The organism is Streptomyces avicenniae (assembly GCF_000719135.1).
Lineage (GTDB): Bacteria > Actinomycetota > Actinomycetes > Streptomycetales > Streptomycetaceae > Streptomyces > Streptomyces avicenniae.
This window is the reverse complement of record NZ_JOEK01000012.1, coordinates 370,836-384,284: the sequence shown is the minus strand read 5'-3', so window position 1 is coordinate 384,284 and position 13,449 is coordinate 370,836. Positions and strand designations below refer to the sequence as shown.

The 13,449-nt window shown below is 72.9% G+C and carries 11 protein-coding genes; 5 read left to right on the top strand and 6 right to left on the bottom strand.

All coding sequences use genetic code 11. The features are described from left to right. Positions 1-56: 56 nt before the first annotated feature. Positions 57-4,745 carry an ATP-dependent helicase gene (locus tag IF27_RS21980; protein WP_052851409.1) on the bottom strand — a complete coding sequence of 1,563 codons (4,689 nt, stop codon included), beginning with the start codon at positions 4,743-4,745 and terminating at the stop codon, positions 57-59. A gap of 162 nt (positions 4,746-4,907) precedes the next feature. Here IF27_RS21980 and IF27_RS21975 point away from each other — a divergent pair, with 162 nt between their 5' ends. The 5 genes from IF27_RS21975 (at position 4,908) to recX (ending at position 8,167) form a co-directional block, all read left to right on the top strand. Then, positions 4,908-5,657 (top strand): AzlC family ABC transporter permease, encoded by a 750-nt coding sequence (locus IF27_RS21975; RefSeq protein ID WP_110946128.1) that lies wholly within the window; start codon positions 4,908-4,910, stop codon positions 5,655-5,657. After that, complete coding sequence (locus IF27_RS21970) at positions 5,657-5,968, top strand: AzlD domain-containing protein (protein WP_052851408.1); 312 nt, start codon at positions 5,657-5,659, stop codon at positions 5,966-5,968. The genes IF27_RS21975 and IF27_RS21970 overlap by 1 nt, the downstream gene beginning before the upstream one ends. Before the next feature lie 20 nt (positions 5,969-5,988). After that, positions 5,989-6,183, top strand: coding sequence for a DUF3046 domain-containing protein (locus IF27_RS21965; RefSeq protein ID WP_052851407.1), 195 nt, complete (start codon positions 5,989-5,991; stop codon positions 6,181-6,183). A gap of 184 nt (positions 6,184-6,367) precedes the next feature. Then, positions 6,368-7,504: a recombinase RecA gene (gene recA / locus IF27_RS21960; protein ID WP_052851406.1), complete on the top strand. Its 1,137-nt coding sequence runs from the start codon at positions 6,368-6,370 to the stop codon at positions 7,502-7,504. A 3-nt stretch (positions 7,505-7,507) separates the two neighbouring features. After that, a complete protein-coding gene (gene recX / locus IF27_RS21955; protein WP_110946127.1) occupies positions 7,508-8,167 on the top strand; it encodes a recombination regulator RecX in 660 nt (219 codons plus the stop codon). Positions 8,168-8,264: 97 nt separating this feature from the next. Here the strand turns inward: recX and IF27_RS21950 are convergent, their stop codons facing one another. The 5 genes from IF27_RS21950 to IF27_RS21930 form a co-directional block, all read right to left on the bottom strand. Then, on the bottom strand, positions 8,265-9,866 hold the full coding sequence (locus IF27_RS21950; protein ID WP_052851404.1) for an FAD-dependent monooxygenase: 1,602 nt from the start codon (positions 9,864-9,866) through the stop codon (positions 8,265-8,267). Positions 9,867-9,942: 76 nt separating this feature from the next. Beyond that, positions 9,943-10,860: an amino acid ABC transporter permease gene (locus IF27_RS21945; RefSeq protein WP_052851403.1), complete on the bottom strand. Its 918-nt coding sequence runs from the start codon at positions 10,858-10,860 to the stop codon at positions 9,943-9,945. Continuing rightward, on the bottom strand, positions 10,857-11,531 hold the full coding sequence (locus IF27_RS21940) for an amino acid ABC transporter permease (RefSeq protein WP_052851402.1): 675 nt from the start codon (positions 11,529-11,531) through the stop codon (positions 10,857-10,859). Before IF27_RS21940 ends, IF27_RS21945 begins: the two co-directional genes overlap by 4 nt. 85 nt (positions 11,532-11,616) lie before the next feature. After that, positions 11,617-12,468: a glutamate ABC transporter substrate-binding protein gene (locus IF27_RS21935; RefSeq protein ID WP_052851401.1), complete on the bottom strand. Its 852-nt coding sequence runs from the start codon at positions 12,466-12,468 to the stop codon at positions 11,617-11,619. Between the two features lie 63 nt (positions 12,469-12,531). Beyond that, entirely contained in the window at positions 12,532-13,260 is a 729-nt protein-coding gene (locus IF27_RS21930; RefSeq protein WP_223291157.1) for an amino acid ABC transporter ATP-binding protein, read from the bottom strand. Between the last annotated feature and the right edge of the window lie 189 nt (positions 13,261-13,449).

Sequence of the window (13,449 nt, the reverse complement as noted above, 5' to 3'; positions counted from 1 at the left end):
CGCACCCGCCCCGACGCGCGCGGCGCCCGCACGCGGCCCGGCCGCCCAGGCCCCTCTCAGGCCCGGAGCCGGAGCCCCCGAGGCGTGGCGTGAAAGCCCGCGGCCTCCAGCAGCCGGACCCAGAACGGGTCGCCGAGTACCGGAGCGCCGTTCACCCGCTCCACCGTGAGCGTGCCCAGGGCGCCCGCCCCGGCTGCCCGCACCAGCTCCTCCGCCGCCGTGCGCAGACTCTCCTCCCGCGCCTCCGTGCCGTCCCCCTGGGGCCAGGCGAGCAGCGTCCTGCCGCCGCGCTCCACGTAGAGGACGAGCTCGCCCGCGACCAGCACCACCAGCGCCCCCGCCTTGCGTCCCGGCTTGTGCCCGGCGCCCTCGGGCGCCTCCGGCCAGGGGAGGGCGGCGCCGTAGGCGTTCGCAGGGTCGGCGGCGGCCAGCAGCACGGACCGCGCGGACGCGTCGGGACGGGAGTGGTCGGCGGCCGTGGCCGTGGCGCGCAGCCGGTCCACCGCCCCTTCCATCGCGAACTGGGCGGCGCCCAGACCTTCCACCACGTAGCCGCGCCGTGCCTGGCCGTTCTCCTCGAAGGCGGCGAGCACCCGGTAGGCGGCCGAGAAGCCGCCCTGGACGCCCTCGGCGGCCACGGCGCCCCGGGTGACGACCCCGTGCCGGTCCAGCAGCGTGCGGGCGAGCGCGTGGGCGCGCAGGGTGGTCTCCGGCTCGCGCTCGGGCAGCAGCGACCAGCGTCCGCCGACGGTGGGCGGGCCGCTGCGTCCGGTGGCGGGGCGGCGGGCGCCGCCGGTGCCGACGGCGAAGGTGCCGTACCGCCCGCGCGGGGTGGCGCGGCGGGCGCGGTGCGCCGTGGACCCGGCGGTCCGTCCTGAGCCGAGGAGGGCGCGCAGGGGGCCGAGGGTGTCGTTCGTCAGCCGCCCCGACCAGGCGAGGTCCCAGAGGGCCTCGGCGAGCGCGGCGTCGGACACCGGCTCGCCGGGGGCGGTGGCGCGGTCGGCGATCTGGCGGAAGAACAGCCCGTATCCACCGGACAGGGCGTCAAGGATCCTCGTGTGCACGGGAGTCAGCTCCAGCGGGTGCGGCGGTGGCAGCAACAGGGGCGCGCTGTCCGCCGGGTGCAGCGAGACCCATCCGTCCTTGCCCGGCAGCGCGCCCGCGCCCGCCCACACGACCTCGCCCGACGCCGTCAGCTCGTCGAGCATCGCCGGTGCGTAGCCGGTCACGCGCGAGGGCAGCACCAGCCGCTCCAGCGCGGACGCGGGCACGGGGGCGCCCTGCAACTGCTCGACGGCGCGCAGGAGTCCGTCGATGCCGCGCAGCCCGCCGCGTCCGCCGGGGCCGGTGACGTGCTGCCACCGGGGCAGGAACGCGGCGAGCGCGGCCGGTGGCACGGGCTCGACCTCCTGCCGCAGCGCGGCCAGCGAACGGCGTTTCAGACGCCGCAGCACGGTGGCGTCGCACCACTCGTGACCCGCGCCGTCCGGCCGGAACTCGCCCCGCACCAGGCGGCCTTCAGACCCGAGACTGCCCAGGGCGCCGTCCACCACCGCCGTGCCGAGGCCGAACCGTTCGGCGGCGCGCGCCGAGGTGAACGGGCCGTGCGTGCGGGCGTAGCGGGCGAGCAGGTCGCCGAGCGGGTCCCGCACCGGCTCCGTGAACGCCTCGGGCACCCCGACGGGCAGGGCCGTACCGAGGGCGTCCCTGAGGCGTCCCGCGTCCTCGACGGCCGCCCAGTGCTCCGCCCCGGCGATCCTGACGCGGATCACGCGCCGCGCCGCGGCCAGCTCGGCGGCCCAGACGGTGTCGGCGCCGCGTTCGGTCAGCTCGGCGTCGGTGAGCGGTCCGAGGACGCGCAGCAGGTCGGCGACGCCCTCGGCGTCCCTGACGCGCCGCTCGTCCGTCAGCCAGGCCAGCTCCCGTTCCAGCTCGGCGAGCACCTGCGGGTCGAGCAGTTCGCGCAGCTCCGCCTGGCCCAGCAGCTCGGCCAGCAGGCGGGAGTCGAGGGAGAGGGCGGCGGCGCGGCGCTCCGCGAGCGGCGAGTCGCCCTCGTACAGGTACTGCGCCACGTAGCCGAAGAGCAGGGAGCGGGCGAACGGCGAGGGCTCGGGCGTGGTCACCTCGACCAGCCGCACCCGGCGGGCCTCGATGTCCCCCATCAGCTGGACGAGCCCCGGGACGTCGAAGACGTCCTGGAGGCATTCGCGGACGGTCTCCAGCACGATCGGGAACGAGCCGAACTCGCTGGCCACCGACAAGAGCTGCGCGGCGCGCTGCCGCTGCTGCCACAGCGGGCTGCGCTTGCCGGGGCTGCGGCGGGGGAGCAGCAGGGCGCGCGCCGCGCACTCCCGGAAGCGGGCGGCGAACAGGGCCGAGCCGCCGACCTGTTCGGTGACGATCCGTTCGACGTCGCCCCGGTCGAACAGGACGTCGGCCGTGCCGACCGGGGCGTGGCCGTCGTCGTACGCCGCGTTGCCTACGCCCGTGCCGCCGTCGGTGGGATCGGGGTCGGCGGCGAACGCGTCCGTGTCGGGGAGGCGCAGGACGATGCCGTCGTCGGCGTGCGCCACCTGGGCGTCGAGGCCGAACCGTTCCATGAGCCGCGCCCCCAGGGCGAGGGCCCAGGGGGCGTGCACCTGCGCGCCGAACGGCGAGTGGATGACGACGCGCCAGTCGCCCAGCTCGTCACGGAAGCGCTCGACGACGACGGTGCGGTCGTCGGGCAGGTGCCCGCACGCCTCGCGCTGCTCGTCCAGGTAGGCGAGGACGTTGTCCACGGCCCAGGTGTCCAGACCGGCCATGCCCAGCCGCTCCCGCGCGGCCTCCGCCGGGAGGGCGCCGACCTCGCGCACGAACGCGCCGAGGGCCCGGCCCAACTCCAAGGGGCGGCCCAGTTGGTCGCCCTTCCAGAAGGGCAGCCTGCCCGGGACGCCGGGGGCGGGCGAGACGAGCACGCGGTCGCGGGTGATGTCCTCGATGCGCCAGGACGTCGTGCCGAGGGTGAAGACGTCCCCGACGCGGGACTCGTAGACCATCTCCTCGTCCAGCTCGCCGACCCGGCCGCCGCCCCGGCGCGGGTCGGCCCCGGCGAGGAAGACGCCGAACAGGCCGCGGTCCGGGATCGTGCCGCCCGAGGTGACGGCCAGCCGCTGCGCGCCCGGTCTGCCCGTGACCGTGTGGGCCACCCTGTCCCACACGAGGCGGGGGCGCAGCTCGGCGAAGGCGTCGGACGGGTAGCGCCCGGCGAGCATGTCGAGCACGGCGTGGAAGGCCGACTCGGGCAGGGCGGCGAACGGCGCCGCGCCTCGCACGACGGTCAGCAGCTCGTCCACGTCCCAGCTGTCCATGGCCGTCATGGCGACGAGCTGCTGCGCGAGGACGTCCAGCGGATTGGCGGGGACGCGCAGCTGCTCGATCTGCCCGCCGCGCATCCGCTCGGTGACCACCGCCGACTGCACGAGGTCGCCCCGGTACTTGGGGAAGACCACGCCGGACGAGACGGCCCCGACCTGGTGCCCGGCGCGGCCCACGCGCTGGAGGCCGGAGGCCACCGAGGGCGGCGACTCGACCTGCACGACGAGATCGACTGCGCCCATGTCGATGCCCAGCTCCAGGCTGGAGGTGGCGACGACGGCGGGGAGCCGCCCTGCCTTCAGGTCCTCCTCGATGAGGGAGCGCTGCTCCTTCGAGACGGAGCCGTGGTGCGCCCGTGCCAGGACGGCGGGCGCTCCCTTGGCCGCGCCTGAGCCGCCCATCAGCGCGGCGGGCGCGTGCGTCTCGGGGAGGGGTTCGCCCGAGGCGCGCTGGACGGCGATCTCGTTCATCCTGTTGCACAGGCGTTCCGCGAGCCGCCGTGAGTTGGCGAAGACGATCGTCGAGCGGTGGGCCTGCACCAGGTCCACGACGCGTTCCTCGACGGAGGGCCAGATCGACGGCTGCTCGCCGCTGCCCGGTGTGTCGGGTACCGGTGAGCCGCCCAGCTCGCCCATGTCGGGCACCGGCACGACCACGGACAGGTCGAAGATCTTCCCCGACGGCGGCTGGACGATCCTGGCCTTGCGCCGTGGTGACAGGAACCGGGCCACCTCGTCCACCGGGCGCACGGTGGCGGACAGCCCGATGCGCCGGGCGGGGCGGGGGAGCAGGAGGTCGAGCCGTTCGAGGGAGAGAGCGAGGTGCGCGCCGCGCTTGGTCCCCGCGACGGCGTGCACCTCGTCCAGCACCACCGTCTCGATCCCGGTCAGCGCCTCCCTGGCGGCCGAGGTCAGCATCAGGAACAGGGACTCGGGCGTGGTGATCAGGATGTCGGGCGGTCTCCTGACGAGTGCCCGGCGGTCCGCGGCCGGGGTGTCGCCCGTCCTGGTGCCGACGCGGACGTCGGGCTCGGGCAGCCCGAGCCTGACCGACTCCTGCCGGATGCCGGTCAGGGGGCTGCGCAGGTTGCGCTCCACATCGACGGCCAGCGCCTTGAGGGGGGAGATGTACAGCACGCGGCAGCGCTTGTGCGGGTCGGCGGGCGGCGGGGTGGCGGCGAGCCGGTCGAGGGAGGCGAGGAAGGCGGCCAGGGTCTTGCCCGATCCGGTGGGGGCGACGACCAGGGCGTCGGAGTCCTCGGCGATGGCCCGCCAGGCGCCCTCCTGGGCGGCCGTGGGCGCGTGGAAGGCGCGCGTGAACCAGGCCCTGGTCGGGGCGGTGAACCCCGCGAGCGCCGATTCCGGGTCCGGTGTCGCCGATGCGTGCATGAGCCCATCGTGCACCCGGCCACTGACATCGCCACCGGCACCACCGCCCGTACCTCCCGTGGGCCAGCGGCGGGAGATCACGGCCCGCGCGCCGTCGGCGTGCCGGTGAGCGAGGCAAAAACGTGCAAGATGTGTCGCTGAAGAGACCTTTATCGTTCGCCCATGATCGAGTATCCGGTGGACAGCGGACAGGACCGGGCGCTCCCGGCTGATCCGGGGAAACAGGTGACGCGTGACGCGTCCGGTGTCGGCATCGCCGTGGGGCTGTCCGGATTCGCCTTCGGGGTGATGGCCGTCTCCAGCGGGCTGAGCGTGCCGCAGGCGTGCGCGCTCAGCCTGTTCGTCTTCACCGGCGCCTCGCAGTTCGCCCTGGTCAGCGCGCTTGCGTCGGGCAGCGCACCGGCCACGGCGGCGGCCGGGGCGCTCGTCCTCGGCCTGCGCAACTGCCTCTACGGCCTGCGGCTGTCCACGCTGCTGCGGCTGCCCCGGTGGCTCCACCCGCTCGCCGCCCACTGGGTGATCGACGAGACCACCGTCGTCGCCCTCGCGCAGCGGAACCGCGCGTCCGCCAGGCGGGGCTTCGCGGTCACCGGCGTGACGCTGTACCTCTTCTGGAACCTGACGACCCTGGGGGGCGCGCTCGGCGCCGGAGCCCTCGGCGACCCGGCGGCCTGGGGGCTCGACGCCGCCGGGCCCGCCGTCTTCCTCGCGCTTCTCGCGCCCATGCTGCGCGGCACGGTGGAGCGGACCGCGGCGGCCGGTGCCGTGCTCCTGGCGCTCGCCGGGCTTCCGCTGCTACCGGCCGGTCTGCCCGTGCTGGTGGCCGGGCTCGCGGCCCCGCTGGCGCTGCTGGTCGCCGGGCGCCGCGACGGGGACGGCGCGGGCACGGTGCCGGGACCGGAGGCCGTGTGATGGCGGTGTGGAGCGCGATCATCGCGACGGCGGTCGGCTGTTACCTGGTGAAGCTGCTCGGCCTCTCGGTACCCGCCGGGGCGCTGGAGCGTCCGGCCGTCCGGCGGCTCGCCCCGCTGATCCCGGTGGCGCTGCTCGCGGCGCTGACGGTTCTCCAGACTGTGGACGACGGCACGGGCGGCCTGACCGTGGACGCGCGGGCCGCCGGGGTCGCGGCGGCCGGTGGGGCGTTGCTGCTGCGGGCGCCGTTCCTGCTGGTGGTGGCCGTGGCGGTGGCCGTCACGGCGGGTGTGCGGGCGGTGGGCGGATAGCGGGGCGGGATACTGGGGGCATGCGGTTGACGGACTTCTGGCAGCGGATGACGGAACACTTCGGGGAGGCGTACGCGGACTCCTTCGCCCGGGACCACGTGATGTCCGGGCTCGGCGGCCGGACCGTGTGTGAGGCACTCGACGCGGGCTGGGACGCGAAAGACGTCTGGCGGGTCGTCTGCGCGGCGATGGATGTGCCTCCTCGCCTGCGATGACGTCTCTGACCTGGGCTTTTCCGGTTATCCACAGGAAAAGGGGTCCGCTTGACACGAAAATCGAACAGCCATTCTCATGGGGGTGCGGGCCCGTGCCTGGCGGTGTGCGTACCGCGGTTGTCAGTGCCAGGCGCTAGCGTCCGTGGATGTGAAGCGATCGAATCAGACGGACCGGGTGGCACCGATGGCAGGTACGGACCGCGAGAAGGCGCTCGACGCCGCTCTCGCACAGATTGAACGACAATTCGGCAAGGGCGCCGTGATGCGCCTGGGCGAGCGGCCGAACGAGCCGATCGAGATCATCCCGACCGGCTCCACGGCCCTCGACGTCGCCCTGGGGGTCGGCGGGCTGCCGCGCGGCCGGGTGGTCGAGGTTTTCGGCCCTGAGTCCTCCGGCAAGACGACCCTCACCCTGCACGCGGTGGCGAACGCCCAGCGCGCCGGGGGCACGGTCGCCTTCGTGGACGCCGAGCACGCGCTCGACCCCGAGTACGCCAAGCGCCTCGGCGTGGACGTGGACCAGCTGATCCTCTCCCAGCCGGACAACGGCGAGCAGGCGCTGGAGATCACCGACATGCTCATCCGCTCCGGCGCCCTCGACCTCATCGTCATCGACTCCGTCGCCGCCCTCGTGCCGCGCGCGGAGATCGAGGGCGAGATGGGTGACTCCCATGTCGGCCTCCAGGCGCGGCTGATGAGCCAGGCCCTGCGGAAGATCACCGGCGCGCTCAACCAGTCGAAGACCACCGCGGTCTTCATCAACCAGCTCCGGGAGAAGGTCGGCGTCATGTTCGGCTCGCCCGAGACGACGACGGGCGGCCGGGCGCTCAAGTTCTACGCCTCGGTGCGGCTGGACATCCGGCGCATCGAGACGCTGAAGGACGGCACCGACGCGGTCGGCAACCGCACCCGCGTCAAGGTCGTGAAGAACAAGGTGGCCCCGCCCTTCAAGCAGGCCGAGTTCGACATCCTCTACGGCATCGGCATCAGCCGTGAGGGCGGCCTGATCGACATGGGCGTGGAGCACGGCTTCATCCGCAAGTCGGGCGCCTGGTACACCTACGAGGGCGACCAGCTCGGCCAGGGCAAGGAGAACGCCCGCAACTTCCTGCGGGACAACCCCGACCTCGCCGACGAGATCGAGAGGAAGATCAAGGACAAGCTCGGCATCGGGCCGAAGGCCGAGACGCCCCAGGAGGAGCCGGGCAAGGACGCGGCGGACGGCACCGCCGCCGCCACGGCACCGGTCGAGGTGCCCGCGCCCGCCACGGCCGCCAAGACGCCCCGGGCGGCCAAGCCCGTGGCGGCGGCCAAGAGCTGATCCGTGACCCGGCGCAGCGAATGGCCGGAGCACGCGGCGCACGGTGCCGGTTCCCGCCCGGCCGCCGCGCCGTCCGGGGCTCCGTCCCGGGGAACGGCTCAGGCCGGGCCCCGGGGGACGGACCGGGACGGGACGGGGGAGCCTCCGGCGCCGCGTGACCCGGTGGAACGGGCGCGCGCCCTCTGCCTGCGGCTGCTGACGGGCTCACCGCGCACCCGGCGGCAGCTCGCCGACGCGCTACGGGCGAAGGACGTCCCGGAGGACGTCGTCGCGGTGGTGCTCGACCGTTTCGAGGAGGTCGGGCTCATCGACGACGCGGCGTTCGCGGACGCCTGGGTCGAGTCCCGCCACCACGGGCGGGGCCTCGCCCGCAGGGCGCTCGCCCAGGAACTGCGGACCAAGGGCGTGGCACCGGCCGTCATCGAGGAGGCCGTGGGACAACTCGACAGTGAGCGGGAGGAGGAGACGGCCCGGGGGCTGGTCGAGCGGAAGCTGCGGGCCACGCGCGGGCTCGACCGCGACAAGCGGATGCGCCGCCTGGTCGGGATGCTGGCCCGCAAGGGCTACTCCCAGGGCCTCGCCCTCCGCGTGGTGCGGCGCGCGCTGGAGGAGGAGGGCGAGGACGCCGACCTGGCCGAGGGATACTTCGCGGACGAGGTGTGAGCCGCTCGGGGGCCGTGCGGGGGAGCGGGGCGCCGGTGCCCGTCCTTCCCGGTCCGCGCGGGCCGTCACGCCCCGGGGGCGGACCTCGGGACGGGCCTCAGACGTGGCGCGGGGGCCGGCTGCCCGATCCTCCGGGCGCGCCGGAGACGTCGGGCGCGGTGGTGCCGCGCAGGGTGCGTGCGCACGCCTCCAGGGACTCGTGGTCCCCGGCCGGTACGGCGGCGGCGAGGTGGCCGTCGGGACGGATCAGCAGGAGCGTGTGCGGGCCCGTCCCCGGGTAGTTCTCGGTCACGAGCAGCTCGGCCGGGAGCGGAAGTGCCCGCGCCGCCGTGGCTAGTTCCGGCATGAGACCGGCCCGCAGCCAGTGCTTGGCCTCCCATACGCCCGCGCCCGGGGCCGTCAGGAGCAGCAGGAGCGGCCCGCCCAGCCGCTGCCGGAGCCGCGCGCGGGTCCCGTCGAGCGCTATCACCGGGACGTCGGCGGCGTACGCGCCGGGACGGGTGGCCGTCTCCATGGTCCGCAGCGGCGAGCAGGTGAGCGGGGACCCGCTGTGGACCGGCGGACCGCCCAGGGCGCCCTGGCCGAGGTGGGCGTCGGCGAGCAGCGTCAGCCGGTTACGGCCCCGGCCGGTGAGGCGCGCCGAGAGCCCGCCGCCGCGCACGAGGGGAAGCGCCTGGTCCACGGCCCGCAGCCGCGCCGCGACGGTCGTGCGGCGCTCGGTCTCGTAGCTGTCCAGCAGCGACTCGGCGTACCCCTCGTGCGCCGCGACGGCCAGCTTCCAGGCGAGATTGGCGGCGTCCCGCAGCCCTTCGGCGACCTGCTGGGTGCCGAGGGCGCCGAGCAGATGGGCGGCGTCACCTGCGAGGAGGACCCGGCCGTCCCGCCAGCGGCGGGCCAGCCGCTGGTGGCAGAGGTGGACGCCCGTGTCGAGCAGGTCGTACGGCGGGACGTCACCGTCGTGCCAGGCCGCCAGCGTGCTGTGGAGCCGGTCGAGGATCGTCTCGGGGGTGACGAGTGCGCCGTCGTCGGGGAGCGGCCAGTCGAGCCGCCAGCGCCCGTCGGAGAGCGGGCGTACCGTCACCTCGCCCGCGGGCAGGCCCCGGTGCAGCCCGGCCTCGCCCGGCCTGGGCAGCTCGGCCCTGAGCGCGGCCACCGCGTACCGCTCCACCCCGGTCCGGCCGGGGAAGGGCACGTTCATCAGCTTGCGGACGGTGGAGCGTGCCCCGTCGCAGCCGACGAGATGGCTGCCGTGGAACGAGCCCGCCTGCGCGCGCATCCCCTCCGGCGCGCGGCGCACGGTGTGCGCGACGACGCCGTTCCCGCGCTGCTCGTAGCCGGTCAGCCGGTGGTCGGGGACGATCCTGACCAGGTCCCGGTCGGCGACGGCCGCGCGCAGCGCGCCCTCCAGCACGTGCTGGGGCAGATGGCGCGGGGCGCCGTCCGGGGTGAACTCCTCCTCGGCCAGCGGACGTCCGCGAGAGGTGGTCCGCCAGGCGGTCCACGGGGCGGCCTCCCGCCCGACACCGGGGAGTGCCGTCCAGCCGAGGGTGTCCTCGCCCAGGACACAGGTGCGGGCGAGGCGCTTGGCCGGCGGCGTCCCCGTCCCGTCGAGGACGACGGACGGGACGCCGTACCCGGCCAGGGCATGCGCCAGCGCGAGCCCGGTGGGGCCCGCGCCGGCGATGATCACGGGCTGCACGGACGTAGTGCAACCCAGTCGGTGATCACGCGTCAAGTCGATCAGGAGACAACGTGGAGCCGTCCTGTCCCGCGTGTCAGGCGGCCGATCCCGCGGAGGCCGTCACCGTCATGGAGGACGGCGCCGTGGGCTCCAGGCCGCTGGGCTCGCCCGTCACCGAGGCGCCCGGGTTGCGCTTGCCCCGCCTGATCTTCTTCTCCAGCCAGGAGGCGAAGGAGGTGAGCAGGAAGTTCAGCACGATGAAGATCGCCGCCGCGACGGCGTACGCCGCGATGGTGTTCGAGTAGTTCGTCGAGACCAGGCGGGCGTTGCTCAGCAGCTCGCCGAAGCCCAGCATGACACCGCCGAGCGTCGTGTCCTTCACGATGACGACGAGCTGGCTCACGATCGCCGGGAGCATCACGGTGACGGCCTGCGGCAGCAGGATGGTCACCATTGTCTGGCCCTTGCGCATGCCGATCGCACGGGAGGCGTCCTGCTGGCCGCTGGGGAGCGACTTGACACCCGCGCGGACGATCTCCGCCAGCACCGAGGCGTTGTAGAGCACCAGGGCGGTGACGACGGCGTACAGCGGCCTGACCTCGCGGTCCACGTCCGACCACTGGAAGTACGCCTCGTTGGCGAACAGCATGAGCAGCAGCACCGGGAGGGCGCGGAAGAACTCGACGACCACGTCGCACGGGCGCCTGATCCACCAGTGGTCCGACAGCCGGCCGATGCCCAGGATCGCGCCGAGGGGGAGCGCGATCACGAGCGAGAGGAAGGCCGCCTTCAGGGTCTCCTGGAGGCCGGGCCACAGGTACGTGGACCAGACGCGCGAGTCGGTGACGAAGGGGTCCCACTTCTCGGCGTCGAGCTGGTTCTTGTCGTTGAGGGCGTTGATCGTCACCCACAGCAGCAGGCCGAGCACGACGATGAACAGGACGGCCAGCGCCGCGTTACGGCGCTTCGCGCGAGGGCCCGGGGCGTCGTAGAGGACGGACAGGTTGGTCATCGCTTCACCGCCATGCGATTGGCCACCCAGCCGAGGAACAGCCCCATCGGCAGGGTGAGGATGATGAACCCGAAGGCGAACACCAGGGCGATCGGGATGGTCTGGGCCTCGTTCTCGATCATCTCCTTCATGAGGAGCGACGCCTCGGCCACGCCGATGGCCGCGGCGACCGTCGTGTTCTTGGTGAGGGCGATGAGGACGTTGGCCAGGGGCGCGATCACGGCGCGGAACGCCTGCGGCAGCACGATCGTGCCGAGCACCTGGGTGAAGGGGAGGCCGATGGCACGGGCCGCCTCGGCCTGCCCGACCGGCACCGTGTTGATGCCGGAGCGGATGGCCTCGCAGACGAAGGTGGCGGTGTAGACGATGAAGCCGAGGACCGCGAGCCGGAAGTTGGTCGGCTCCGGGTCGCCGTCGGTGAACATCGTCACACCCAGCGTCTGGTTCAGGCCCAGCGAGCAGAAGACGATGATCAGGGTCAGGGGGGTGTTACGGAGCAGGTTCACGTACACGGTGGCGAAGCCCCGCATGATCGGCACGGGGCTGACGCGCATGCCGGCCAGGATCGTGCCCCAGATGAGCGAACCGATCGCCGAGTAGACGGTCAGCTGGATCGTCGTCCAGAACACCCCGAAGAGGTCATACCGCTCAAGATCGAGGAAGTCGAACACGGAATCTCTCAGTCTCGACTAGAAGGTACGGGGGGTGTGGCGCGCCGCCGCGCGGGCGGCGCGCCACCGGGTGACCTGGAGGGGATCAGCTGGTCGCGGCGATGGCCGGGGCCGGCTCGGTCTCGTAGTTCGCGGGGCCGAAGTTCTCGTCGATCGCCTGCTGCCAGGAACCGTCGTCCACCATCTGCTGGATCGCGTCGTTGATCTGCGTCTGCAGCTCGGTGTCGTCCTTCGGGATGCCGATGCCGTAGTTCTCGTCGCTCAGCTCAAGACCGGCCAGCTCGAACTTGCCCACGTTCTGCTCCTGCGCCGCGTAACCGGCGAGGATCGAGTCGTCCGTGGTCAGGGCGTCCACCTGGCCGTTCTCCAGACCGGTCAGGCACTCCGAGTAGGTGCCCCGCTCGAAGAGGTCGGCGTCCGGCGCGAAGTCGTTCTGCACGTTCTGCGCCGAGGTGGAGCCGGTGACCGAACACAGGGTGAGGTCGTTGATCTCCTCCACGGAGGAGACGGCCTCGCCGGAACGCATCAGCAGGTCCTGGTGGGCCAGGAAGTACGGACCGGCGAAGGAGACGCTCTCCTCGCGCTCGGGCGTGATCGAGTAGCTGGCGACGATGAAGTCCACGTCGCCGCGGCTGAGCAGGTTCTCGCGCTCGGCGCTGGGCGCCTCGACGAACTCGATGTTCTCGGGCTCGTAGCCCAGCACACCGGCGACGTACGTGGCCACGTCCACGTCGAAGCCCGCGAAGTCCCCGTCCGGGGTCTTCAGGCCGAGGCCCGGCTGGTCGAACTTGATGCCGATGGTGATGCTCTCGCCGCCGCCACCGCCGCTGCCCCCACCGTCGCCGTCCTCGTCGTCACCGCCGCCACCGCAGGCGGTCGCGGTCAGGGAGAGGGCGAGGATCGAAGCGGCCAGCGCGCTTGCCTTACGGAAGTTCATGAGTGCTCTGTGTCCTTCTGTGTCTGAATGATCGTGCGAAAGAAAGGTGCCGGGGTCCCGGCCCTAGTGGGCGAGGATCTTCGAGAGGAAGTCCCGGGCCCGGTCACTCTGCGGGTTGTCGAAGAACTGGTGGGGGTCGGCCTCTTCGACGATCCGCCCGTCAGCCATGAAGACCACGCGGTTGGCCGCGGACCGGGCGAAGCCCATCTCATGGGTGACGACAACCATGGTCATGCCCTCTTCGGCCAGCGTCCGCATGACTTCGAGGACCTCGTTGATCATCTCCGGGTCCAGCGCGGAGGTGGGCTCGTCGAAGAGCATCACCTTCGGCTTCATCGCCAGCGCGCGGGCGATCGCCACACGCTGCTGCTGGCCGCCGGAGAGCTGTGCGGGGTACTTGTCGCACTGGTTGCCGACGCCGACCCGCGTGAGCAGGTCACGCGCCCGCGCCTCGACCTCGGTCTTGTTCTCCCGCCGGACCTTGATCGGGCCCAGCATGACGTTCTCGAGAACCGTCTTGTGTGCGAACAGGTTGAAGGACTGGAACACCATCCCGACCTCCGCGCGCAGGCGGGCCAGCTGACGGCCCTCCTCCGGCAGCGGCTTCTCGTCGATGGTGATCGTGCCGGAGTCGATCGTCTCCAGCCGGTTGATGGTCCTGCAGAGAGTCGATTTGCCGGAACCGGAAGGACCGATCACGACGACGACCTCGCCGCGCTTGATGGTCAGGTTGATGTCCTGGAGCACGTGCAGTGCACCGTAGTGCTTGTTCACATCGCTCAGGACGACCAGGTCTTCCGCCAGGGGTGCGACATCCTGCGGTTTCTTGATCAGCGCCGCGTCGCTCATCGTGCGTTGCTCCGTCCTCGTCGGTTGGGACGGGACACTAGCCAGCGCGCCGACACAGCGTCAGCAGATCTGAGCGGAACTTGAGCATCACGATGTGATCGCGGTCTCGTAGCGGAAAGTGATCATCGCCGG

What these genes read in the sequence shown, in the direction of transcription:
- IF27_RS21975 (WP_110946128.1), top strand. Translation starts at nt 4,908, where the DNA reads ATGATCGAGTATCCGGTGGACAGCGGACAGGACCGGGCGCTCCCGGCT.
- recA (WP_052851406.1), top strand. Translation starts at nt 6,368, where the DNA reads ATGGCAGGTACGGACCGCGAGAAGGCGCTCGACGCCGCTCTCGCACAG.
- IF27_RS21965 (WP_052851407.1), top strand. Translation starts at nt 5,989, where the DNA reads ATGCGGTTGACGGACTTCTGGCAGCGGATGACGGAACACTTCGGGGAG.
- IF27_RS21980 (WP_052851409.1), bottom strand. Translation starts at nt 4,745, where the DNA reads ATGCACGCATCGGCGACACCGGACCCGGAATCGGCGCTCGCGGGGTTC.
- IF27_RS21935 (WP_052851401.1), bottom strand. Translation starts at nt 12,468, where the DNA reads ATGAACTTCCGTAAGGCAAGCGCGCTGGCCGCTTCGATCCTCGCCCTC.
- IF27_RS21945 (WP_052851403.1), bottom strand. Translation starts at nt 10,860, where the DNA reads ATGACCAACCTGTCCGTCCTCTACGACGCCCCGGGCCCTCGCGCGAAG.
- IF27_RS21970 (WP_052851408.1), top strand. Translation starts at nt 5,657, where the DNA reads ATGGCGGTGTGGAGCGCGATCATCGCGACGGCGGTCGGCTGTTACCTG.